This is a genomic window from Microbacterium sp. LKL04, assembly GCF_900102005.1.
Taxonomy (GTDB): domain Bacteria; phylum Actinomycetota; class Actinomycetes; order Actinomycetales; family Microbacteriaceae; genus Microbacterium.
The window spans coordinates 1,360,271-1,381,972 of the sequence record NZ_LT627736.1; the positions used below are offsets into that span (position 1 = coordinate 1,360,271).

Below are 21,702 nucleotides of genomic sequence, written 5' to 3' on the forward strand. Positions count from 1 at the left end.
GGACACATGCAGAGCGTGACGACGGGGAGCGTGCTCCCGATCGCCGAAGACGCCGCCGGATCGTTGGCAGGTGTCGCCGCGGTGTCACTCGTGGCCGTCGTGATCCAGCTGATCGCAGCGGTCGGCGTGTACGTCTGGGGGTCGATGGCCCTCGCGGCCGTCTTCCGCAAGACGGACCGACCGCCGGGTCGAGCCTGGGTCCCGGTGTGGAACCTCTGGCTGCTGTTCGAACTGTCGGGGATGAAGGGCTGGTGGGCTGCCATCCTGGTGGGCGGCGGCATCCTGACCGTCATCCTGTCGACGGTGACGTCGTCTCTGTTCGCGCAGTCCGCGCAGAACGCCGCGTTCGGCGGGGGCGGAGACGCCTCGGGCGCCCTCCTGGCCGCGGCCGTCGTCCCGGTCGTCCTCTTCTTGGTGTTCGCCGCGGCCGCCGTGATCCTGATGCTGCGCATGATGGGTCCCCTCAACCGCGGCTTCGGCCGCGGCAGCGGGTTCGTCGTGCTCGGCGCCCTGCTCCTCCCCGTCTGGGCCTCGGTGATCGGGTGGGGTTCGGCGACCTGGCAGGGCGTCCCTCGGGGCGGGATCCCCCCGACTCCGTTCGCCGCCCCGCCCGCTGCACCGGTCGCTGCGCCCGCGACCGCCGACACCACCGCCTTCGCGCCGCCGCCCGCGCCTGCGCCCGTCGCTCCCGCGCCGTCGCTCGCATCCCCGGCCCCCGTTGCGGTGCCCCTGCAGCCGGGCGCACCGGTGCCGACGAATCCCTGGTCGCCGCCTCCGCTCGCGCCCGCGACGCCGGCCGCCGCTCCGATCATCGCCGCGCCCGTCGCGCCGCCGTTCGACGCGGCGCCGGCCGCCGAGACCGGAGTCGAGGAGCACACCGTCCTCGCCGCGCACCGTCGGCCGAGCGCCACGCTCCGGCTGCCGACCGGAGAGACCGTCGCGCTCACCGCTGCCGTGATCGTGCTGGGCCGCAACCCCGCACCGCCGACGGACGAGCCGGGGGCGCAGACCGTCGCGATCGACGACGCGACCCGTACGGTCTCGAAGACCCACGCGCTCCTGCGCCGCACGGACGACGGCTGGAACATCACCGACCTCTCGTCCACGAACGGCGTCCTCGTCGGCGACAGCGAATCCGAGATCCCCGTCGGGACGCCCACTCCCCTCGCCGGCCGGTTCCTTCTCGGCGACGCCGAACTCACCTTCGATGCGGGCGCGCGATGACGATGCGCGAGCCCTCGCCTCTCCCGTTCGAGGTCATCAGCGGCGCCCTCACCGATACGGGGCTCCGCCGTCGCGTCAACGAGGACTCGCACCTCGCGAGCTTCCCCGTCTTCGTCGTCGCCGACGGGATGGGCGGCCACGAGGCGGGCGATCTGGCTTCTGCAGCCGTGATCGACGCATTCCGCGGCTTCGTGGGCCGCGGCGACGTGACGCCCCAAGAGGTCGCCGATGCGGTCCACGCCGCGCATGCGTCGGTCGGTGCGATCTCCCGGCGGACGACGCGGGGCGCGGGGTCCACCCTCACCGGCATCGTGGCGGTCCAGCAGAACGGCGAGAACCGGTGGCTCGTCGTCAACGTCGGCGACTCCCGCGTGTACCGGCTGCTGTCCGAGCGTCTGGAGCAGCTCACCGTCGACCACTCGGTCGCGCAGGAGATGGTGGATGCCGGCCGGCTGGCCCGCGAGGACATGTCGTCGTTCGAGGGACGCAACGTCATCACACGAGCCGTCGGCGGCGAGCAGAGCCCCGCCGACTTCTGGCTCCTGCCCGTGGTCACCGGCGAGCGCCTGCTCGTCTGCTCGGACGGTCTGTCCGGCGAGATCACGGACGAGGCGATCCGCGCCGGACTCCTCTCGGGAGCCTCCCCCGCCCAGACGACCGGCGCGCTCATCTCGCAGGCCCTGGCTCACGGCGGGCGCGACAACGTCACGGCGATCGTCGTGGACGTGGTGGCCGGCGGCATCCACCCCCGGCTCGAAGACACGACGGGCGGTCTCGTCACGAGCGAGCCCGCGTCCGGCACGATCGAGGTCGAGACGGTCCCCTCCCGCCGGAGACGTCATGACTGATCCGGTCGACGACCGCACTCATCGCGCCGACCACGAGGAACCCGACGACGAGACCCTGCTCGCGGCGCGACACGACCCGGACGACCGGACGCGTCTGGCTGAGCGGCGTTCGCCCGATGACGAGACCCGGCTCGCCGCGCGCCACACGCCCGACGACGAGACGCTCCTCGCCGAACGACGTGCGGCCGATGACGCGACCCTCCTCGCGGAGCGACGGGCCGATGAGGAGACCCGCGTGGCCGAACGGCGGGAGGCATCCGATCCCCCCGGGCGCGGTGTCGTCCACGGGCGGGCAGACACACCCCGCTCCGCCTCGACGGCGGGGACCCTGGCTTCCCGCGCGGTGTACGCACCTCGTGGCGGCGAGGCGCCGCCGGCGATCACCCGCGCTCCGGTCGCACCGCCGACCGCGACGACCCCCGCGCCCGCGGCACGTCCGCGCCGCGGTGGTTTCATCGCGATCGCGGTCGTGGGCGTGACGCTCGTCGCCGGCGCCGCGTGGGGGATCATCCAGATCGTTCAAGGGGGCATGTGATGACGGAAGACATCGAGTTGACAGCCGAGACGGATGCCGCCGAGCTCGGCATCGAGTTCTGCGGAGAGTGGTTCCACCCGACGCCCGGCCAGACGTACTCGATCGGGCGCGACGCCGATCTCGTGATCGACACGAACCCGTACCTGCACCGGCGGCTGCTCGAGATCGAGTCCTCCCAGGGCATGTGGTGGCTCACCAACACGGGGCGATCGATCTCCGTCGCCCTGGCGACGTCGGACGGCGCCTACCAGGCGATGCTCGGTCCCGGCACCCGCGTGCCTCTGGTCTTCCCCGAATTGATGGTCATGTTCACGGCCGGGGCGTACACGTACGAATTCTCGATCCGCAACGGAGCCGCGCGGTTCACGGGCCGGATCACGGGGCTCGACGGCGACAGCACCGACGGCGGCACGACCATCGGTGCGGTTCCTCTGACCGCCAGTCAGCGTCTCCTCCTGATCGCGCTCTGCGAGCCGATCCTGCGCGGCGGGATGATGGGCTCGAGCCAGATCCCGACGTCGGCGAAGGCCGCGGAACGGCTCGGGTGGCCGCTGACGACCTTCAACCGCAAGCTCGACAACGTGTGCGACAAGTTCGACCGCGAGGGCGTCCAGGGGCTCCGCGGCGGCGTCGGCAAGCTGGCCACGAATCGGCGCGCACGCCTCGTCGAGCACGCGATCCTCTCGCGCCTCGTGACGGCGGCCGACCTGCCGCTGCTCGACGAACCGCAGAACACCGACCGCTGAGCCTGCGCCGGCGGGTGCCGGGCGCGACGCGCGCGGGCGCCCGCCGGCATCCGCCCGCGCGATAGCATCGAAGGCTGTGTCCGCACCCGCCCCCGTCCTCGCGTATCCCCCGGAGCTGCCCGTCAGCGCCGCGCGGGACGAGATCACGCGCGCCATCGCGGAGCACCAGGTCGTCATCGTCGCCGGCGCCACCGGGTCGGGAAAGACGACCCAGCTGCCGAAGATGTGCCTCGAGCTCGGCCGCACGCGCATCGCGCACACGCAGCCCCGACGCATCGCGGCGCGGTCGATCGCCGAGCGTCTCGCGCACGAGGTGCAGGTGCCCCTCGGCGGCGCCATCGGCTACAAGGTCCGCTTCACCGACGAGGTGACCGACGCCACGCAGGTCACGCTGATGACCGACGGCATCCTGCTCAACGAGATCCACCGAGACCGACTGCTGCGCCGTTACGACACGATCATCGTCGACGAGGCGCACGAGCGGTCCCTCAACGTCGACTTCCTGCTGGGCTACCTCGCCCGCATCCTGCCCGAGCGCCCGGATCTGAAGGTGATCATCACCTCGGCGACGATCGACCCCGAGAGCTTCGCGGCGCACTTCGCCGCGACGGCACCGGACGGCGAGCGCGTCCCCGCCCCGATCATCGAGGTCTCGGGCCGCACCTACCCCGTCGAGATCCGCTACCGCGCGCACGATGAGGAGACGGAGGACGACGTCGACGGCCTGCTCGCGGCGCTCCGCGAACTCGACCGGGAGCCCGACGGCGACGTGCTCGTCTTCCTCCCCGGCGAGGCCGAGATCCGCGACGCGATGGATGCCGTCCGCGGCCTGTACGCGAAGGACGCCCGCCCCACCGAAGTCCTGCCGCTGTTCGGACGGCTCTCGTCCGCCGAGCAGCACCGAGTCTTCGAACCGTCCGCGGTGGCCGGCGTCCGGCGACGGGTCATCCTCGCCACGAACGTCGCCGAGACGAGCCTCACGGTCCCCGGCATCCGCTACGTCGTCGACACCGGCACGGCGCGCATCTCGCGCTACAGCGTGCGGTCGAAGATCCAGCGGCTGCCGATCGAGGCGATCTCGCAGGCCTCGGCGCAGCAGCGCTCCGGGCGTGCCGGTCGCACGTCGGCGGGCATCGCGATCCGCCTGTACGGCGAGGACGACTTCACCGCGCGGCCCGAGTTCACCGAGCCCGAGATCCTCCGCACCTCGCTCGCGTCGGTCATCCTGCAGATGCTCTCGCTCGGCTTCGGCGACGTCACCGAGTTCCCGTTCCTCACCAAGCCCGACAGCCGCGGCGTGAAGGCGGCCGTCGAACTGCTCACCGAGCTCCGAGCCGTCGCAGGGCGCACGGGCGCGCTGCGACTGACGAGCCTCGGTCGGCGCATCGCGCGACTGCCGATCGACCCGAGGTTCGCGCGGATGCTGCTCGAGGCCGAGAAGCTCGGCGTCTCGCGCGACGTGCTCGCGATCGTGTCGGGACTGTCGATCCAGGACGTCCGCGAACGCCCCGAGGAGCGCCGCGAGGAGGCCGACCGCCTGCACGCGCGGTTCGTCGACCCGACGAGCGACTTCCTCACCCTGCTGAACCTCTGGAACCACCTGCGCAAGCAGCAGCGCGAGCTCGGCTCGAGCGCCTTCCGGCGCCTCTGCCGCAGCGAGCACCTGAACTACGTGCGCGTCCGCGAGTGGTTCGACGTGCACCGGCAGCTCTCGACGCTCTCCCGTTCCGGTTCGCCGAAGGATGCCCCGCGTCAGCCCGCGGGTGCCGCCGATCCCGACGCGCTCCACCGGGCGATCCTGTCGGGGCTCCTCTCGCACATCGGCATCCTCGACACGCGTTCGGTAACGACCGATCCCGCGAAGAAGAACGCTCGGAAGCCTCTGCCGCAGTACCGCGGCGCGCGCGGCGCCTCGTTCGCGGTGTTCCCCGGCTCGGGCCTGCGCAAGGCCTCCCCCGACGCCGTCATGGCTGCCGAGCTCGTCGAGACCTCGCGCCTGTTCGGCCGCACGGTCGCCGCGATCGATCCCGCGTGGGCCGAGGACCTCGCCGGTGACCTCGCGCACCGCAGCCTCAGCGACCCGCACTGGTCGAAGGATGCCGGCGCTGCCGTCGCGGCTGAGAAGGTGACGCTCTTCGGCGTCGAGATCATCCCGCGCCGCCGGGTGCAGCTCGCCCGCCGCGACCGCGACCTCGCTCGGGAGCTGTTCCTGCGCCACGCGCTCGTCGAGGGCGAGTGGAACAGCCAGCACCTCGACAAGCGGCTCACGGCGTTCGAGCGCCGCAACGGCGAGCTGCGACGTCAGCTCGAGCGCATCGAGGAGCGGGAGCGCCGCCGCGACATCCTCGTCGGCGACGAAGCGGTGTACGCCTTCTACGACGCCCGCGTGCCGCACGACGTGTTCGACGTCCGCTCGTTCGAGGCATGGTGGCGCGAGACGCAGCCCGCCGCCCCGAAGCTCCTCGACATGACCGAGGCCGACCTCCTCGGCGAGTCCGCGCGCACCGACGAGCGCGACTTCCCGACGCGCTGGCGACAGGGCGACCAAGTGCTCTCGCTCGCCTATCGCTTCGAGCCCGGTGCGTCCGACGACGGCGTCAGCGTCGTCGTACCCCTAGCCCTCCTCGCTCAGCTGCGCCCCGACGGGTTCGACTGGCAGGTCCCCGGCATGCGCGACGAGCTCGTCACCGGGCTCATCAAGGCGCTCCCCAAGGCGATCCGCCGCCACGTCGTCCCCGCCGCGGACTGGGCGAGCACCCTCGGCGACGAGCTGCGCGGATCGGGCCCCGAGGACACCGACGGACTCCCGGCGTCCACTCTCCGTGCAGCCCTCGCCGCCCGCATCCAGCGCGTCGCGCACCAGCCGGTCACCGAGCGCGACTTCGACCTCGAGCGCGTCCCCGCCCACCTGGGTGTCTCGTTCCGCGCCGTCGACCAGCGCGGGCGCACCGTCGGGTCGTCCCGCGACCTGCGCGAGCTGCAGGATCGCCTCGCCGGCCGTGCCCGCGAATCGGTCGCCCGCTCGCTCGCGCCGAAGCGCGGCCCGCAGCCGGCGGCATCCCCCGCCGCGACCGTCGCCGCCGCGAGCGCCCCCATCGAGCGCACCGGCATCACGACGTGGGACGTCGGGGACCTGCCCGAGGTCGTCGACACGAAGGTCGCCGGCGGCGTCGTCCGCGGGTACCCGGCGCTCGTCGACGCGAAGGACGGGGTGTCGCTGCGCATCGAGGCGACCGCCGAACGCGCCGCCGAGCTCACCCGCGCCGGCGCCCGGCGACTGCTGCTGCTCGCCGTGCCCTCGCCGACCGCGTACGTCATGGATCACCTGACGGCGCCCGAGAAGCTCGCCCTGGCGGCCTCGCCCTATCCGTCGGCGAAGGCGCTCATCGAAGACGCGCGGGTCGCCGTCGCGGACGCCGTCATGGGCGATGCGGTCATCCGGACCGAAGCAGCGTTCACCGCCGCCCGCGACGCGTTCTCTTCCCGGGTCGTCGACGAGCTGTTCCAGACCGTGTCGCTGGCCGCCCGCATCCTCACCCTGCAGCGCGACGTCGAGCGGGCGGTGAAGAACCAGAACTCCATGACGCTCCTCGCCGCCCTGGGAGATGTGAAAGGCCAGCTCGCCGGCCTCATCCACCCCGGGTTCCTCTCGCGCACCGGCACCGCGCGCCTCGCGCACCTCCCCCGCTACCTGCAGGGAGCGAAGGAGCGGGTCGACGGGCTCTCGGACAACCCCGGTCGCGACCGGCAGCGGATGACCGAGTACGAGCGGGCCGCCGCCCTGTTCACGGATGCCGGGGGCACCCTCCCGCTGCCCGCCGACACCTCCGCGCGACTCGAACACGCTCGCTGGCTGCTCGAGGAGTTCCGCGTGAGCCTGTTCGCGCAACGCCTCGGCACAGCCGAGCCCGTCTCGCTGCAGCGCATCTCGAAGGCGCTCGCGGGCTGAGTCAGCTCGCCCGCAGCAGGTCGCGGTAGAACTCGATGCCGCGCAGCCACGAGCCCACACGGATCCGCTCGTCGTGCGAGTGCAGCGCCTCGCGCTCGCCCCGCGTCAGGTGGAACGGCGTGAAGCGGTACACGTGTCCGCTGATCTCGGTGAACCAGCGGCTGTCGCTCGCGCCGAGCTGGATGTAGGGGGTCGGCAGGACCTCCTCGCCGAGCGCCGACCGCGTCGCCGCCGCGAGACGGTCCCACGCGGGACCCGACCAGGGGGACACGGGTGACGGGTCGGATGCCGAGACCACGTCGACCTCGACGAGCGGGTCGCCGACGACACGGCGAATGCGCGCCTCCGCCGACGTCGCGGTGTCTCCGGGGAGGAGCCGGACGTTGACGCTCGCCCGTGCCGCCGTGGCCAGGACGTTCGCCCCGGCTGCACCGGAGAGCTCGGTGACGACCGCGGTGGTCCGCACGAGCGCGTTGAGCTCGGGCCCGAGGCGCGGGAAGACCTTGACGAGGAGCCGGCCGGTCACCCCGATGCTCGCGAACACGCGCCGGAGCGGCCCCGACGTGTGTGGCGCGACCGTCTCGAACATCGCCCGCACCGGCGGCACGAGTCGGGTAGGGAACGGGCGCCGGTGCAGCCGCAGGACGGCTCGGGCGAGCCGCGCGGTGGCGGGGTCGCGTGGCGGCGTCGAGGCGTGCCCGCCGAGTTCACGGGCGGTCAGATGCACCGTCATCACGCCGCGTTCGGCGACGCCGATGACGGCGGTCGGGACGATCACCCCCGGCAGCGCTCCCTCGACGACGGCGCCGCCCTCGTCGAGCACGAGCGACGGACGCACGCCCCGCTGTCGCAGCACCTCGACGATCGCCTGCGCACCGTCGCCGGCGACCTCCTCGTTGTGCCCGAAGGCCAGGTACACGTCGCGCTCGGGCACAACGCCCTCCGCGACGAGCGATTCCACGGCCTCGAGGATCGCGACGAGGGACCCCTTGTCGTCGACGGCGCCGCGCGCACGGATCTCGGCGGTGTCCCCGGAGCCGACGAGCTCGGCGCCGAACGGCTCATGCGACCACTCCGACGCGACGACGGGAACGACGTCGATGTGCGCCATGAGGACGAGCGGGGACGCGGCATCCCGCCCGCGCCAGCGATAGAGGAGCGAATACCCGGCCACCACCTCCCGCTCGAGGACCGCATGCAGGGCCGGGTAGAGACGAACGAGAGCGTCGTGGAAACGGAGGAAGTGGGTGCCGTCGGCGTCGGCATCACCCGGATCCAGGGAGACCGTCGGGATCTGCAGGAGTTCGCGGAAGCGGCCGAGGGAGGAATCGGAGGTGCGGGCCACGGTCCGACTTTAGATCGATCCACCCGCGCCCGCCGATAGTCTCGGGACATGACCGCACTTCGATGGGGAATCCTGGCCACCGGCGGCATCGCGCACGCCTTCACCGCCGACCTGAAGACGGCGGGTCTGACGGTCACCGCCGTGGGCTCGCGCCGCTCCGAGTCGGCGCAGGAATTCGCCGCGAAGTACGGCATCCCCCGCTCCTACGGATCGTACGACGAGCTCGTCGCCGACCCCGAGGTCGACATCGTGTACATCGCGACGCCCCACAGCCACCACCTCGCGTGCGCGGCCCTCGCCCTCGAGCACGGCAAGCACGTGCTCATCGAGAAGCCCCTGACCCTCGACGCCGACCAGGCCGTCGCGATCCGCGACCTCGCCGCCGATCACGGCCTGCTGGCGATGGAGGCGATGTGGACGCGGTACCTGCCCCACATGGTGCGCCTGCGGGAGATCCTCGCGGCGGGCGTCATCGGCGAGGTGCGGGTGCTCAGCGCCGACCACACGCAGAACCTCCCCACCGACCCCGATCACCGGCTCAACGAGCTCGCGCTCGGCGGCGGTGCGCTCCTCGACCTCGGGATCTACCCCGTCTCGTTCGCCTGGGACGTCCTCGGCGCGCCCGCCGAGATCCTGGCGACGGCGCAGCTCGGCGAGACCGGCGCCGACACCGACGTCGCGATCTCCGTGCGCCACGCGTCGGGCGGGGTCTCGTCGCTCCTCACCTCCATGCGGGGCGCCGGCGCCAACGCGGCGCAGATCGTCGGGACGAAAGGACGCATCGAGATCGACGGGGTCTTCTACGCGCCGACCTCTTTCCGTGTGTTCGACGTCGACGGCGCGGTCGTCGAAGAGTTCCGCGCCGAGATCGACGGGCGCGGCATGCAGTTCCAGGCGCTCTACGCCGAGCAGCTCATCGCCGAGGGCCGCACCGACAGCGACCTGCTGCCGATGGACGAGAGCGTCGCCATCATGGGCACCCTCGACGAGATCCGGCGCCAGATCGGCGTCGTCTACCCGCGCAGCTGAGTCCGCCTCAGGCCGGGTCTCCGAGCTCCCCGCGACGCCGGGCGAGCTCGGCGCGCAGCCGCTCCTCCTCGATCTCACGCTCGAGATCGGCGAGCTGCTGCTCGGTCGACCGAGCGTCCGATCGGCGCACCGGCGCGGCCGCCGGCTCGGTCGCCCACGGCGCGAACTGCGGCGCGCGGCGCACCTCGCGTTGCGGGTACTCCCGACCGATCGCGAACCACAGCACGGTGCCGAGGAACGGAAGCAGGATGACAACGAACAACCACACCGTCTTCGGCATGTGCTTCACGAGGCTCTGATCCCTCGTGATGATGTCGATCAGCGCGAAGATCATGCCCGCCAGCACGACGAACGAGATGAGGTACGGCATGGGCCAGAGTCTATGAGTACGCCATGTCTTCGCGCACCCTCGTCCTCACCACCCTCGCGGGACAAGCTGTAAGACTGGGGGGATGCCGGATTCCTCCACTCCTCGCGTCGCGGTCTACCTCGATTTCGACAACATCGTCATGAGTTGGTACGACCGGGTCCACGGTCGCAACAGCTACTCGCGGGACCGCCAGCGGATCGCCGCTGACCCCGACGAGAAGGAGATCTCGGAGCGCCTCGCCGCCGCGATGATCGACGTCGGCGCGATCATGGACTACGCGGCATCCTTCGGAACGCTCGTCCTCACCCGCGCGTACGCCGACTGGTCGTCGCCGGTGAATTCGCTCTACCGCCAGCAGCTCGTCGCCCGCGCGGTCGACCTCGTCCAGCTCTTCCCGGCGGCCGCCTACGCGAAGAACGGCGCCGACATCCGTCTCGCCGTCGACACCGTCGAGGACCTGTTCCGCCTCGAGGACCTCACCCATGTCGTCATCGTCGCCGGCGACAGCGACTACGTCCCGCTCGCGCAGCGGTGCAAGCGGCTGGGGCGCGTCGTCGTCGCCGTCGGCGTCGCGGGATCGACCGCCAAGTCGCTCGCCGCCGCGTGCGACCAGTTCGACGCCTACGACGCCCTGCCGGGCGTCGCGACCCGCGAGCCCGAGCCCACCCCGGAGACCGCGCCCTCGACGGCACGCCGCCGCCGAAAGGCCGTCGATCCCGTCGAGCAGCTCCTCTCCCGCGCGCTGCGCCTCGAGCAGGTCCGCACCGACGAGGAGTGGATGCACCTCTCGGCGGTCAAGAATCTGCTCAAGCGCATGGATCCCTCCTTCAGCGAGAAGGCACTGGGTCACCGCTCGTTCTCGGACTTCGTGAAGGCGCACCCGAAGGCCGCCGAACTCGACGAGTCGACCAATATCGTCCGCGTGCGCGCCGTCGACGGCTCCTGACGGCGCGATCCGGGCCGCCATCCCGACTCGGGCGACGGCGGGCACGGTAGGGTGTCCCCGTGGCTCGCCGGTCAACTCCGCCCGGCTCGCAGTCCTCACTGCGAGAGGCGAATCGTGCACGATTGCTCGATTCGCTCAAGAGGCATGGGCGCTTGACGCAGATCGAGCTCGCCGGCGCCACCGGGCTCTCCCCCGCAACGGTGTCGAACATCGTCAAGGAGCTCACCGCCTCCGGCGTGCTCCACACCTCCTTCACGTCCCGCAGCGGCCGCCGCGCCACCCTCGTCTCGCTCGCGCGGCAGGTCGGGCTCGTCGCCGGTGCGCACTTCTCGACCCGCAAACTCCACGTCGCGATCGCCGACGCGACACGGTCCGTCGTCGCCGAGACGTCCATCCCGCTCGCCCCCGACCACCGGCACGACGCCGAACTCGACCGGCTGAGTCTGCTGCTCGGCGACATGGTCGACGGGCTCGGCGGGTCCCTGTCGGATCTGCTCGGCGTCGGCTTGGCGCTGCCCGCCCCGGTGGATCCGCGCACATCCGTCATCTCGACGCCCGGCCTCCTGCCCGGATGGGACGGGGTCGACATAGCACGCAGCCTCTCCGCGCGGATCGGCCGCCCCGTGCACGTGGACAGCGAAGCGAACCTCGGTGCCCTCGCCGAAGCGCGCGAGGGCGCCGCCCGTGGCGCCTCTTCATCGGTGTACGTCACGGTCGGCCATTCCATCTCCGCGGGTCTGCTCGTCGACGGTGAGCTCTTCCGCGGTGCGAGCGGCCGCACCGGTCAGATCGGGCACATGACGATCGACGAGAACGGTGCGCTGTGCCGCTGCGGAAACCGAGGCTGCCTCGAGACGGTGGCCGCAGGTCCCGCCCTCCTGGCCGGCTTCAGCGAAGCCGACGGCATCCATCGCCTCCGTGATCTCGTGACGGCGGCGGGCGACGGTGTCCCGGCCGCGCAGCGCACGATCGCGGATGCCGGCCGCCACATCGGCATCGCCGCGGCGAGCCTGTGCAACCTCATCGACCCGGAACGCATCGTCGTGGGTGGCGAGTTGGCGCGTGCCGGCGAGATCCTCCTGGCACCTCTCCGACACGCACTGGACCGCGCGATCCTCGGCGGCGGGGTTCCTGAAATCGTCGCGTCCGCCTTCGCGGAGTGGGCCGAGACCCGCGGTGCGATCGCCCTGGCCCTCGACCACGTGGCCGTCGACGCCGATCTCGTCGCTCTCCCCGCATGAGGCGACTCGTCACCGCCGTCGTGCTCGCGGCGGCTTCTGCTGCCGCACTGTCGGGGTGCGCCCTTCCCGACAACTCCCCCGAACAGACGACGATCGCGCTGCTCCTGCCCGACAAGAAGACCGCGCGCTACGAGACGTTCGATCGCCCCGTGTTCGAGAAGCGGATCGCCGAGCTCGGTGACGCGCAGGTGCTGTACACGAACGCCGACCAGGATGCCGCCCGCCAGCAGCAGCAGGCGGAATCGGCGCTCGCGGCGGGCGCTGCGGTGCTCGTCCTCGATCCCGTCGACGGGCGGGCCGCGGCATCCATCCTCGCCTCCGCCACCGCCGAAGGCGTGCCGGTCATCTCGTACGACCGGATGATCATCGGGGGCGGAGAGCCCGCGTACTACGTCTCGTTCGACAATGAGCGCGTCGGCGAGCTGCAGGCCGAGGCACTCGTCGCCGGTCTGAAAGCCGAAGGCCGCTCGGACGGCGGCATCCTCATGGTGCACGGGGCCCCTACCGACAGCAACGCGGCGCAGTTCCGCGAGGGCGCCCGGCGTGTGATCGAGAAGGCGGGCCTGCGCGTCCTCGCCGAATACGACACGCCCGACTGGAGTCCCGACAAGGCGCAGTCGTGGGTCGCGGGGCAGCTCGCGCAGTACGGCGACGACGTCGCGGCCGTCTACGCCGCCAACGACGGCACCGCGAGCGGAGCGATCGCAGCGCTGCGTGCCGCCGACGTCTCGCCGTTCCCGATCGTCACCGGCCAGGACGCGGAGCTCACCGCTCTGCAGCGCATCGTCTCGGGCGACCAGTACATGACCGTCTACAAGGCGATCCGCGAGCAGGCGACGATCGCCGCCGACGTCGCGACGGAGCTTGCTGCGGGAAAGCGCCCGACAGGCGACACGACGGTCGAGGGCATCCCCTCGACCCTGCTGACCCCGGTCGCCGTGACCGTGAAGGACATCGCCTCGACCGTCGTCACCGATGGGTTCTGGACCGTCGCGGACATCTGCACGCCCCCCTACGCCGAGGCCTGCGCCGCCGCAGGCCTGGAATGAGAGCACCCCGCGTGAGCGTCTCCTCCCGTCGCACCGGCGACCACGTCCTGTCGATGCGCGGCATCGACAAACGATTCGGCGCCGTGCGCGCGCTCAGCGGGGTCGACTTCCGTGTGCGCGAGGGCGAGGTCGTCGCCCTCGTCGGCGACAACGGCGCGGGCAAGTCGACCCTCGTGAAGGTCCTCGCAGGCGTGCACCCGGCCGACGCCGGCACGATCGAGCTCGACGGCGAGCTCGTGCAGCTCTCGAGCCCCGCCGACGCGCAGGACCTCGGCATCGCGACGGTGTTCCAGGACCTCGCCCTCTGCGAGAACCTCGACGTCGTCGCCAACCTCTGGCTCGGTCGCGAGCTCATCGACCACGGACGCCTCGACGAGGTCGGCATGGAGGAGCGGACGTGGATGCTGCTGCGCGAGCTCGCGGCGAAGATCCCCTCCGTTCGCGTCCCGGTCTCGACGCTGTCGGGCGGCCAACGTCAGACGGTCGCGATCGCCCGGTCGCTGATCGGCGAGCCGCGCATCGTGATCCTCGATGAACCGACCGCGGCCCTCGGGGTGGCGCAGACGGCCGAGGTCCTGAACCTCATCGAACGCCTGCGCGATCGCGGCCACGGCGTGATCCTCATCAGCCACAACCTGACCGACGTCCTCGCCGTGGCCGACCGCATCGTGGTCCTGCGCCTGGGGCGCAACAACGGCGAGTTCGACGCCGAGACGGCGACAAGCGAGGTGCTGATCGCGGCGATCACCGGCGCCCTCGACTCCCCGCGTCCCCTGCCTCCTCCCGAGGAGCCGCACGCTCCGGTCATCCCCCTCGCGGGCGCTCGGCGCCGTTTGGACGGCGACCGGTGAACGGCGATGTCGGGATCCTCGCCCGGGTTCTCGCGCGGATCCGCTCCGGGGACGTGGGACGGATGCCGGTGGTGCTGGCCCTCGTCGTCATCGCGATCGTCTTCCAGGCCCTGAATCCGGTCTTCCTCACCAGCCGGAACCTGAGCGACATGCTCATGCAGTGCGCCGCCCTGGGGACCATCTCGCTCGGGATCGTGCTCGTCCTCCTCATCGGCGAGATAGATCTCTCGGTCGGCTCCATGTCCGGTGTGGCCGCCGCGATCCTGACGGTCGGCGCGGTGCAGCTGCAATGGCCGCTCGGGCTCGCGATCGGGGCCGCCCTGACCGCCGGAGCGGTCGTCGGCGCGGTCTACGGGCTGCTCCGCACGACGCTGGGTCTCCCGAGCTTCGTCGTGACGTTGGCGGGCCTGCTGGGCCTCCTGGGCGTACAGCTGTGGGTCCTCGGCGACGCGGGGTCGATCAACCTGCCCTTCGACTCGTGGATCGTCCAGTTCGCGCAGCAGATGTACCTGCCCGCGTGGCTGTCCTACGTCCTGTCAGCGGCCACGGCCCTCGGCTACACCGGCACCCTGCTCGGTCGCGCGCGGCGACGCACGGCGGCCGAGCTCGAGAGCGATCGCACGGTCAGCATCCTCATCCGCGGCGGGCTGCTGCTCGTCGGACTCGTGGGCGGGTCCTGGTACCTCAACCTGTCACGCGGCGTGGGCGTCATGTTCGTCCTGTTCGTCGTTCTCGTCGTGATCGCCCATTTCGCCCTGACCCGCACCCGGTGGGGACGGTCGGTGTTCGCAGTCGGCGGTTCGATCGAGGCTGCGCGGCGGGCCGGCATCCGCGTCAACCGGATCGTCGTGTCGGTCTTCGTGCTGTGCTCGGTGCTGGCGGCGACCGGCGGCATCCTCGCCGCCGCGCGGCTGGCCGCCGCCAACCAGAGCACGGGGGCCGCCGACACGAACCTCAACGCCATCGCCGCGGCGATCATCGGGGGCGCCTCACTGTTCGGCGGGCGGGGCTCGGCTTTCGCCGCCCTGCTCGGCGTCTTCGTCATCCAGGCGATCTCGTCGGGACTGACCCTCATCAACCTCAGCTCGGCCGTCCAGTTCATGGTGACCGGCGCCGTCCTCGTGTTCGCCGTCGCTCTCGATGCGATCACGCGACGCACGCAGCTCGGGGCCGGCCGGACCTGATCCAGGCACGCCGGACGCCGCTTCCGAAGAGGGTTCGGGACGACCGTCGACGGTGACGAAAGCGTTATGTTCACATCTTGACTTCATTTCGTGAACACATCAAGATCGTCGTCAAGCGCGAAGTCGCGCTCGCTCGATTTCACTGTCGAAAGGCGAACGATGAAGAAGTCCCTGTCCGTTGCCGCAGCCCTCGGGGCCGCCGCACTCCTGCTCGCAGGCTGTTCCAGCACGAGCACACCCGCGCCCGGCGGGTCGAGCGGTGGCGCCGCCCCCGCTGAGGCCGGCCGTGCCTGCGTCATCCTGCCCGACGCCGCGTCGTCGCCCCGCTGGGAGAACTTCGACCGCAAGTATCTCGAAGAGGGGCTCACCGGCGCCGGCTTCGAGGTCGACATCCAGAACGCGGGTGGCGACACGTCGAAGTACACGACGATCGCCGACCAGCAGCTCACCAAGGGCTGTGGCGTCATGATGCTGGTCGACTACAACGGCGCAGCCGTCGGCGTCGCCACCAAGGCGAAGGCCCAGGGAATCCCGGTCATCGCCTACGACCGCCCCTTCCAGGGTGCGGACTACTACGTCTCCTTCGACAACGTCGAGGTCGGCAAGCTCGAGGGGCAGACCGTGCTCGACGGCCTGAAGGCCGCCGGCAAGGACCCGAAGACGGCCGCCGTCTACTACATGGGCGGCGACCCCACCGACGGCAACGCGGCCATGTTCCTCAAGGGCGCGAAAGAGGTCATGGAAGCGGCGGGCATCAAGCCGGTCGCCGAGCCCCCGGGAGTCTGGGACGGCGCGAAGACCCAGACCAACTTCGAGCAGGCTCTGACCGCGAACGGCGGCAAGGTCGACGGCGTCTGGGCCGCCAACGACACCAACGCCGACGGTGTCATCAAGGTCCTCCAGGACCGCGACCTCACGGGTGTCGCCGTTTCGGGCCAGGACGCCAACGTCGAGGGCCTGCGCAACATCCTGACCGGATGGCAGACCGCCACGGTCTACAAGCCCGTCAAGGATGAGGCCGAGGCCGCCATCAAGATCGCCACGGACCTCCTGAACGGCTCGACCCCGACGGCAGATCAGAAGCTCGACGACGGCACGCCGTACATCGCGGTCACGCCGCAGCTCGTGGGCCCCGACAAGGTCAAGGACGTCGTCGCCGCCGGTGACGCCTCCGCCTCGGACGTCTGCACCGGCGACATCGCCGGCGTCAGCCTCGCCGACAAGTGCACCGAATTCGGCGTCGAGTGATCTGACGGGAGTGGGGATGCCGCGACCCGCGGCATCCCCACTCCCCCCTGTCCGCGCGATACCCCTCGATCTCCCTGGAGAACCCGCATGAGCGAACCCATCATCGAACTCCGCCGCGTCACGAAGTCCTTCGGTCCGGTCAGCGTCCTCAAGGGCGTCGACCTCATAGTCCGACCGGGCATGGTGACCGCCCTCGTCGGCGACAACGGCGCAGGAAAATCCACCCTCATCAAGGGCCTCGCCGGCGTGCAGCCCTACGACACCGGCGAGATCCTCGTCGACGGTCAGGAGCAGTCGCTTCGGACCCCCCGCGAAGCGGGCGCACTGGGCATCGAGGTGGTCTATCAGGACCTCGCCCTCTGCGACAACCTCGACATCGTCCAGAACATGTTCCTCGGCCGCGAAGAGGTCATCGGCGGCACGTTCGACGAAGGCCGCATGGAGAAGGATGCCTCGGACACGCTGCGCTCCCTGTCGGTGCGCACCGTCAAGAGCGTCCGGCAGAAGGTGTCGAGCCTCTCCGGCGGTCAGCGACAGACGGTCGCCATCGCGCGCGCCGTGCTCAAGAAGGCCCGCGTCGTCATCCTCGACGAGCCCACCGCCGCCCTCGGCGTGGCCCAGACGGAGCAGGTGCTGAACCTCGTCCGACGCCTCGCCGACCAGGGCGTCGCCGTGGTCCTGATCAGCCACAATCTGGCCGACGTGTTCGCGGTCGCCGACGACATCGCCGTCCTCTACCTCGGCCAGATGGTCGCGCAGGTCCCGACCTCGGAGTCGACCCGAGACGAGATCGTCGGCTACATCACCGGAACCAAGGTCCCGCCGGGCGTGCAGCTCGTCGGCACATCCACCATCCCCGTCGGAGGCGATGCATGAGCACCACTACCCGGACCGCGGCGGCACCCGACCCCGTCGCGAGCGACCTCATCGGCAGCGGCGTCGAAGGCGGCGTCGGCGACCAGATAGGCGCCTGGTTCCAGCGCGTGCGCGGCGGCGAGATGGGCGCCCTGCCCGCCGTCGGCGGCCTCGTCCTGCTCGTCATCCTGTTCAGCACGCTGAGTCAGTACTTCTTCACCCCCATCAACTTCGCGAACCTCATGAGCCAGGCGGCATCCCTCGTCGTGCTCGGCATGGCGCTCGTGTTCGTCCTCCTCCTGGGCGAGATCGACCTGTCGGCGGGTGTCACCGGCGGCGTGGGCGTCGCCACGTTCGTCGTGCTGAACGTGAAGTTCGACATCCCCTGGCCGCCCGCCCTCGCGATCGGCTTCCTCGTCGGCCTGGCCACCGGAGCGTTGATCGGGTTCCTTGTGGCGAGGATCGGCATCCCGTCCTTCGTCGTCACCCTCGGCCTGTTCCTCGGCTACCAGGGTCTCGCCCTGCTCATCATCGGCGCGGGCGGTCTCTACCCGATCGAGGCGCCGGAGCTGCTGGCGCTGCAGAACGGACGTCTGCCCGTCTGGGGCGGCTGGGTGATGCTTCTGATCATGCTGTTGATCTCGGGCGGCCTGTCGTTCTGGGATCGCCGACGCCGCACCCGCGCCGGCGTTCCCAACCGTCCCATCGCCCTCGTGTGGGCCAAGCTCGCGGTCCTCACGATCCTCGGTGGAGCGGCCGTGTTCGTGCTGAACCTCAATCGGTCGCAGTCGATCATCCCGATCGAGGGCGTGCCGATCATCGTGCCGGTGGTGCTGACGATCCTCTTCATCGGCACGTTCGTCCTCGACCGCACCCGGTTCGGCCGCTACGTCTACGCCATCGGCGGCAACGCCGAGGCCGCTCGCCGCGCCGGCATCAAGGTGCGCTGGGTGAAGTGGTGGTGCTTCGTCGCCGCCTCGGGCCTCGCCGTCGTGTCGCTGCTGTTCAATCAGGCGCGCGTAGGGTCGGTCGACGGCGCCGTCGGACGCGACATCGTCCTCTCAGGCGTGGCGGCCGCCGTCGTCGGCGGCGTGAGCCTGTTCGGTGGCCGAGGGCGCCTCATCCACGCGGCGATCGGAGCACTGGTCATCGCGGTCATCATCAACGGACTCGGCCTGCTGCAGCTCGACGCGGGCTTCAACCTCCTGGTCACGGGCGGCGTCCTGATCCTCGCGGCCACCGTCGACGCCCTGTCGCGGCTGCGGACCGGCGGCATGCGCACCTGATCGTCCAGCGATACCGCACGAGGCCCCGACCATTCCCGGTCGGGGCCTCGTCGCGTGCGTATCGGGTCAGTCGCGCGTCGACCAGAGAGCCCACGCGACGAGCACGGGCTGGAACAGCAGCCTGCCCCACCGAGCCTTGTCGCTGTCGAGGCTGAATCCGTCGCGCTTGCCGAGCGCCTGCCCGATGTTGCCGGGGAAGATCGCGGCGAAGAAGGCGGCGAGGATGACGCCGATGCGGCGCCGCTCCTTCGGGAGCACCACGAGCGCGGCGCCCAGCATCATCTCGACGGCGCCGGAGGCGACGACGACACCGTCCTTGTCGATCGGGAGGGTGTCGGTCACGAGGTCGGGAACCTGAGCCTGGAACTCCTTGCGCGCCCAGAACAGGTGGCTGAGACCGGCGAACACCATGGCGCCGGCGAGAGCCCAGCGAGCGATTGTCTTCATCCTCCGAGTATCCCCCGCCCGGCGACGAACCGGCCGATGCCCTCGCCTACGCTGGTGAGGTGACGCGACCCGACCCGTTCCCCTTCGACCGGCTCTCCCGTCGCCCCGACGTCGAAGGTCCGGATCTGGTGGCATCGGATGCCGCCGACCGGCTCATCCTGGACGAGTCCGTCGACCTCCGCGCCGGTGCACCGGCCGGGTCGATCGTCGCGATCGGCGATACCCACGGCGCTCTCGCCCTGGCCGCCGCGCATGATGGCGCGCGGGACGTCCGCGTCCATCAGGATGCCCTGGCCGGTGAACAGGCGATCGCCCGGAACGCCGAGGAGCTCGGGCTGAGCGATCGCGTCCGGGTCGTCGGGCTCGACGCCGACGCCGTCCGAGACGCTCGGGTCGTGCTCCTGCGTCTGCCGCGCGCGCTCGACGCGCTCCGCGACGTCGCGGGGCTCATCTCCGCCCACGCCTCCCCCGACGTCGTCGTGATGGCCGGCGGCCGCCTGAAGCACATGACCCCGACGATGAACGACGTGCTGGGCGAGCACTTCGGACGCATCGACGTCTCGCACGCCCGACAGAAGTCCCGCGTCCTGTTCGCGCGGGAACCCCGGGACGGCCGTGACCCCGCGCCCGCCGAAGGACGCGAGAGCGAGCTCGAGATCCGCGCCTTCGGCGGCGCGTTCGCGGGCGCGCGCCTCGACCACGGCACCCGACTCCTCCTCGCACATCTGCCGGAGCACCCTGCCGGCGGATCGCCGGAGGATCCGCTGATCGATATGGCGTGCGGAACGGGCGCCGTCGCCGCGCACCTCGCGAAGCGGCATCCCGCAGCCTCCGTCTACGCCTCGGATCAGTCCGCGGCAGCGGTCGCCTCGGCGCGCGCGACGGCAGCCGCGAACGGCGTCGCGGACCGGGTCGAGGTCATCCGCGATGATCTGCTCGCGAGCCGAGCCGCGGCATCCGTCTCGTTCGTCGCACTGAACCCGCCGTTCCACAGCGGTGCGGCGCTGACCGAGCGGCTGGCGCTCCGGCTGTTCGCCGACGCGGCACGCGTCCTGCGTCCGGGAGGCGAGCTCTGGTGCGTCTGGAATTCCGGGATGCGGTACCGCGGCGATCTCGAACGGCTCGTCGGACCCACCCGTCAGGTGGCGAGGGATGCGAAGTTCACCGTGACGGTGTCGACGCGTCGCTGACGATCAACGCCCTCCGGGAGGGCCGACGATCAGCAGCACGACGTAGAGGGCGACGACCGCGACCACGACGAGCGCGATCAGGATGCCGGCGTGCCGCAGGAACCAGCGCAGCAGCCGGTCGACGGGGCGCCGGTCGCGCGGGTCCGACGTCTCGTCGATTCGCCACGCGCCGTCGAGCCTTCCGCTGCGTCGCAGCCACATCTCCACGGGGAGCGTCGCGTAGGGGACGACAGCTGATCCCACCGCCAGCACCGCCGTGCCGAGACCCCACCGGTTGTTGAGGGCGACGACGAGCGCGGTCGCCCCGTAGGACAGGAAGACGAAGCCGTGGATGCCGCCGCCGACCGTGACGGCGAGCGCGGGTCCTCCCACGGCACGGATGATGAGACCCGCGATGAGCAGGGTCCATGAGAACACCTCGGCGATGGCGAGGATGCGGAAGATCGAGAGAGGGGTGCGGAACACGCCTTCAGCCTACCTGAAGGAGCGGGGCGGTGAGAACGCGGTCAGCGCCGCGTCGACCACACGGCCCATGCGACGAGCACCGGCTGGAGGAAGAGCCGCCCGAACCGCTTCGCGTCCGAGTCGAGCCCGGGCACGTCCCGTCCCGAGCGCCAGTGGTGGATGTTCCCGGGGAAGACGGCGACGAACAGCGCCGCGACGGCGAACCCGACCCGACGTCGCTCTCGAGGCAGGGCGATGAGGGCGAGACCGAGCGCGATCTCGACGACGCCCGAGGCGACGACGATCGTGTCCTTGTCCGTCCGCAGCACGCGGGTCGACCAGTCGGGGACAGCGACCCGGAACCCGCGCCGGAGAACCGTCAGGTGGCCGAGGCCCGCCCCGGTCAGGAGGACGGCCAGAAGAATCCGCGCGACGCCGCGGACGATTGCCGGCGGCCGACCGCGGCGCGGGCTCACTCGATCACGCCCGCGCGGATGCCGCCGAGAGAGTCCGCGATACGGGGGTGCGATTGCGACAGCGCATCGTCGAGTCGCTCGAGGCGGTCCTGAGCGTCGCGCAGCACCTGTGCGCCGCGTTCGGTCACGCTCAGGTCGCTCGCCGCCCCGGCTTGGGCCGTCGCGTCGGCGACGAGGCCGTCGTCCACCAGAGCGTGCACGGCGGCATGAGCGGACTGGACGGTGATGCGCGAGCGACGGGCGAGCTCGGAGAAGGAGATCCCCGGCTCGGCCCCGATGTGCCCGAGCAGCCCGAACTTCCGGGTCGAGATACCGAGGCCCCGAAGCTCTGCCGCGAGCTGGGCCTCCCACGATGCCGAGACGGCGAGCAACGCGATGACGGGACTGAAACGCGGTGCGTCCTCTGCGGGGGTATCTACCACGGCAGAAGTCTATGAGT

General features: G+C 71.1%; 21 protein-coding genes. 15 read left to right on the forward strand and 6 right to left on the reverse strand.

Annotated elements, in window-relative coordinates:
- Positions 1–6: 6 nt before the first annotated feature.
- The 5 genes from BLP38_RS06680 to hrpA all read left to right on the forward strand — a co-directional run bounded on the left by BLP38_RS06680 (position 7) and on the right by hrpA (position 7,302).
- On the forward strand, positions 7–1,224 hold the full coding sequence (locus BLP38_RS06680; RefSeq protein ID WP_091354850.1) for an FHA domain-containing protein: 1,218 nt from the start codon (positions 7–9) through the stop codon (positions 1,222–1,224).
- Positions 1,221–2,072 carry a PP2C family protein-serine/threonine phosphatase gene (locus BLP38_RS06685; protein ID WP_091354854.1) on the forward strand — a complete coding sequence of 284 codons (852 nt, stop codon included), beginning with the start codon at positions 1,221–1,223 and terminating at the stop codon, positions 2,070–2,072. Before BLP38_RS06680 ends, BLP38_RS06685 begins: the two co-directional genes overlap by 4 nt.
- Complete coding sequence (locus BLP38_RS06690; protein WP_091354858.1) at positions 2,065–2,607, forward strand: hypothetical protein; 543 nt, start codon at positions 2,065–2,067, stop codon at positions 2,605–2,607. The genes BLP38_RS06685 and BLP38_RS06690 overlap by 8 nt, the downstream gene beginning before the upstream one ends.
- Entirely contained in the window at positions 2,607–3,353 is a 747-nt protein-coding gene (locus BLP38_RS06695) for a hypothetical protein (RefSeq protein WP_231916579.1), read from the forward strand. The genes BLP38_RS06690 and BLP38_RS06695 overlap by 1 nt, the downstream gene beginning before the upstream one ends.
- Before the next feature lie 76 nt (positions 3,354–3,429).
- Positions 3,430–7,302, forward strand: coding sequence for an ATP-dependent RNA helicase HrpA (gene hrpA, locus BLP38_RS06700; RefSeq protein ID WP_091354861.1), 3,873 nt, complete (start codon positions 3,430–3,432; stop codon positions 7,300–7,302).
- A gap of 1 nt (position 7,303) precedes the next feature.
- Here hrpA and BLP38_RS06705 read toward each other — a convergent pair whose 3' ends face one another.
- On the reverse strand, positions 7,304–8,647 hold the full coding sequence (locus BLP38_RS06705) for a M20/M25/M40 family metallo-hydrolase (protein WP_091354864.1): 1,344 nt from the start codon (positions 8,645–8,647) through the stop codon (positions 7,304–7,306).
- A gap of 48 nt (positions 8,648–8,695) precedes the next feature.
- Here BLP38_RS06705 and BLP38_RS06710 point away from each other — a divergent pair, with 48 nt between their 5' ends.
- A complete protein-coding gene (locus tag BLP38_RS06710) occupies positions 8,696–9,676 on the forward strand; it encodes a Gfo/Idh/MocA family protein (protein WP_091354868.1) in 981 nt (326 codons plus the stop codon).
- Positions 9,677–9,683: 7 nt separating this feature from the next.
- On the opposite strand, the gene BLP38_RS06715 is transcribed toward BLP38_RS06710, so the two are convergent.
- On the reverse strand, positions 9,684–10,046 hold the full coding sequence (locus BLP38_RS06715; RefSeq protein ID WP_091354871.1) for a PLD nuclease N-terminal domain-containing protein: 363 nt from the start codon (positions 10,044–10,046) through the stop codon (positions 9,684–9,686).
- Between the two features lie 82 nt (positions 10,047–10,128).
- On the opposite strand from BLP38_RS06715, the gene BLP38_RS06720 reads away from it, so the two are divergent.
- The 8 genes from BLP38_RS06720 (at position 10,129) to BLP38_RS06755 (ending at position 18,706) form a co-directional block, all read left to right on the forward strand.
- Positions 10,129–10,992: an NYN domain-containing protein gene (locus tag BLP38_RS06720; RefSeq protein ID WP_091354875.1), complete on the forward strand. Its 864-nt coding sequence runs from the start codon at positions 10,129–10,131 to the stop codon at positions 10,990–10,992.
- Positions 10,993–11,051: 59 nt separating this feature from the next.
- Positions 11,052–12,233, forward strand: a complete 1,182-nt coding sequence (locus BLP38_RS06725; RefSeq protein WP_269457024.1) for an ROK family transcriptional regulator — start codon at positions 11,052–11,054, stop codon at positions 12,231–12,233.
- Positions 12,230–13,282, forward strand: coding sequence for a substrate-binding domain-containing protein (locus BLP38_RS06730; RefSeq protein WP_091354882.1), 1,053 nt, complete (start codon positions 12,230–12,232; stop codon positions 13,280–13,282). The genes BLP38_RS06725 and BLP38_RS06730 overlap by 4 nt, the downstream gene beginning before the upstream one ends.
- A gap of 11 nt (positions 13,283–13,293) precedes the next feature.
- A complete protein-coding gene (locus BLP38_RS06735) occupies positions 13,294–14,133 on the forward strand; it encodes an ATP-binding cassette domain-containing protein (protein ID WP_091354886.1) in 840 nt (279 codons plus the stop codon).
- The gene (locus BLP38_RS06740) at positions 14,130–15,317 is read left to right on the forward strand and encodes a sugar ABC transporter permease (RefSeq protein ID WP_091354889.1); all 1,188 of its coding nucleotides are present in this window, start codon (positions 14,130–14,132) and stop codon (positions 15,315–15,317) included. Before BLP38_RS06735 ends, BLP38_RS06740 begins: the two co-directional genes overlap by 4 nt.
- A gap of 159 nt (positions 15,318–15,476) precedes the next feature.
- Positions 15,477–16,565: a sugar ABC transporter substrate-binding protein gene (locus BLP38_RS06745; RefSeq protein WP_091354893.1), complete on the forward strand. Its 1,089-nt coding sequence runs from the start codon at positions 15,477–15,479 to the stop codon at positions 16,563–16,565.
- An 87-nt stretch (positions 16,566–16,652) separates the two neighbouring features.
- The gene (locus BLP38_RS06750; protein WP_091354896.1) at positions 16,653–17,441 is read left to right on the forward strand and encodes an ATP-binding cassette domain-containing protein; all 789 of its coding nucleotides are present in this window, start codon (positions 16,653–16,655) and stop codon (positions 17,439–17,441) included.
- Positions 17,438–18,706 (forward strand): sugar ABC transporter permease, encoded by a 1,269-nt coding sequence (locus BLP38_RS06755; RefSeq protein WP_091354899.1) that lies wholly within the window; start codon positions 17,438–17,440, stop codon positions 18,704–18,706. Before BLP38_RS06750 ends, BLP38_RS06755 begins: the two co-directional genes overlap by 4 nt.
- Positions 18,707–18,772: 66 nt before the next feature.
- On the opposite strand, the gene BLP38_RS06760 is transcribed toward BLP38_RS06755, so the two are convergent.
- Positions 18,773–19,153 carry a DoxX family protein gene (locus tag BLP38_RS06760; RefSeq protein ID WP_172824666.1) on the reverse strand — a complete coding sequence of 127 codons (381 nt, stop codon included), beginning with the start codon at positions 19,151–19,153 and terminating at the stop codon, positions 18,773–18,775.
- 59 nt (positions 19,154–19,212) lie between these two features.
- On the opposite strand from BLP38_RS06760, the gene BLP38_RS06765 reads away from it, so the two are divergent.
- Positions 19,213–20,343, forward strand: a complete 1,131-nt coding sequence (locus BLP38_RS06765; protein WP_091354904.1) for a class I SAM-dependent methyltransferase — start codon at positions 19,213–19,215, stop codon at positions 20,341–20,343.
- A gap of 3 nt (positions 20,344–20,346) precedes the next feature.
- Here the strand turns inward: BLP38_RS06765 and BLP38_RS06770 are convergent, their stop codons facing one another.
- From BLP38_RS06770 to BLP38_RS06780, 3 genes are read right to left on the reverse strand one after another with little or no spacing between them, the layout of a single operon-like run.
- The gene (locus BLP38_RS06770; protein WP_091354907.1) at positions 20,347–20,808 is read right to left on the reverse strand and encodes a DUF3817 domain-containing protein; all 462 of its coding nucleotides are present in this window, start codon (positions 20,806–20,808) and stop codon (positions 20,347–20,349) included.
- A gap of 41 nt (positions 20,809–20,849) precedes the next feature.
- Positions 20,850–21,263 (reverse strand): DoxX family protein, encoded by a 414-nt coding sequence (locus BLP38_RS06775; protein WP_091354909.1) that lies wholly within the window; start codon positions 21,261–21,263, stop codon positions 20,850–20,852.
- Positions 21,260–21,685, reverse strand: a complete 426-nt coding sequence (locus BLP38_RS06780) for a MarR family winged helix-turn-helix transcriptional regulator (RefSeq protein ID WP_231916581.1) — start codon at positions 21,683–21,685, stop codon at positions 21,260–21,262. Before BLP38_RS06780 ends, BLP38_RS06775 begins: the two co-directional genes overlap by 4 nt.
- Positions 21,686–21,702: the final 17 nt, after the last annotated feature.

Excerpts from the sequence above, each read along its gene's own strand:
- BLP38_RS06680 (WP_091354850.1), top strand. The coding sequence starts at position 7 with ATGCAGAGCGTGACGACGGGGAGCGTGCTCCCGATCGCCGAAGACGCC.
- BLP38_RS06685 (WP_091354854.1), top strand. The coding sequence starts at position 1,221 with ATGACGATGCGCGAGCCCTCGCCTCTCCCGTTCGAGGTCATCAGCGGC.
- BLP38_RS06690 (WP_091354858.1), top strand. The coding sequence starts at position 2,065 with ATGACTGATCCGGTCGACGACCGCACTCATCGCGCCGACCACGAGGAA.
- BLP38_RS06695 (WP_231916579.1), top strand. The coding sequence starts at position 2,607 with ATGACGGAAGACATCGAGTTGACAGCCGAGACGGATGCCGCCGAGCTC.
- BLP38_RS06710 (WP_091354868.1), top strand. The coding sequence starts at position 8,696 with ATGACCGCACTTCGATGGGGAATCCTGGCCACCGGCGGCATCGCGCAC.
- BLP38_RS06715 (WP_091354871.1), bottom strand. The coding sequence starts at position 10,046 with ATGCCGTACCTCATCTCGTTCGTCGTGCTGGCGGGCATGATCTTCGCG.
- BLP38_RS06720 (WP_091354875.1), top strand. The coding sequence starts at position 10,129 with ATGCCGGATTCCTCCACTCCTCGCGTCGCGGTCTACCTCGATTTCGAC.
- BLP38_RS06730 (WP_091354882.1), top strand. The coding sequence starts at position 12,230 with ATGAGGCGACTCGTCACCGCCGTCGTGCTCGCGGCGGCTTCTGCTGCC.
- BLP38_RS06745 (WP_091354893.1), top strand. The coding sequence starts at position 15,477 with ATGAAGAAGTCCCTGTCCGTTGCCGCAGCCCTCGGGGCCGCCGCACTC.
- BLP38_RS06750 (WP_091354896.1), top strand. The coding sequence starts at position 16,653 with ATGAGCGAACCCATCATCGAACTCCGCCGCGTCACGAAGTCCTTCGGT.
- BLP38_RS06755 (WP_091354899.1), top strand. The coding sequence starts at position 17,438 with ATGAGCACCACTACCCGGACCGCGGCGGCACCCGACCCCGTCGCGAGC.
- BLP38_RS06760 (WP_172824666.1), bottom strand. The coding sequence starts at position 19,153 with ATGAAGACAATCGCTCGCTGGGCTCTCGCCGGCGCCATGGTGTTCGCC.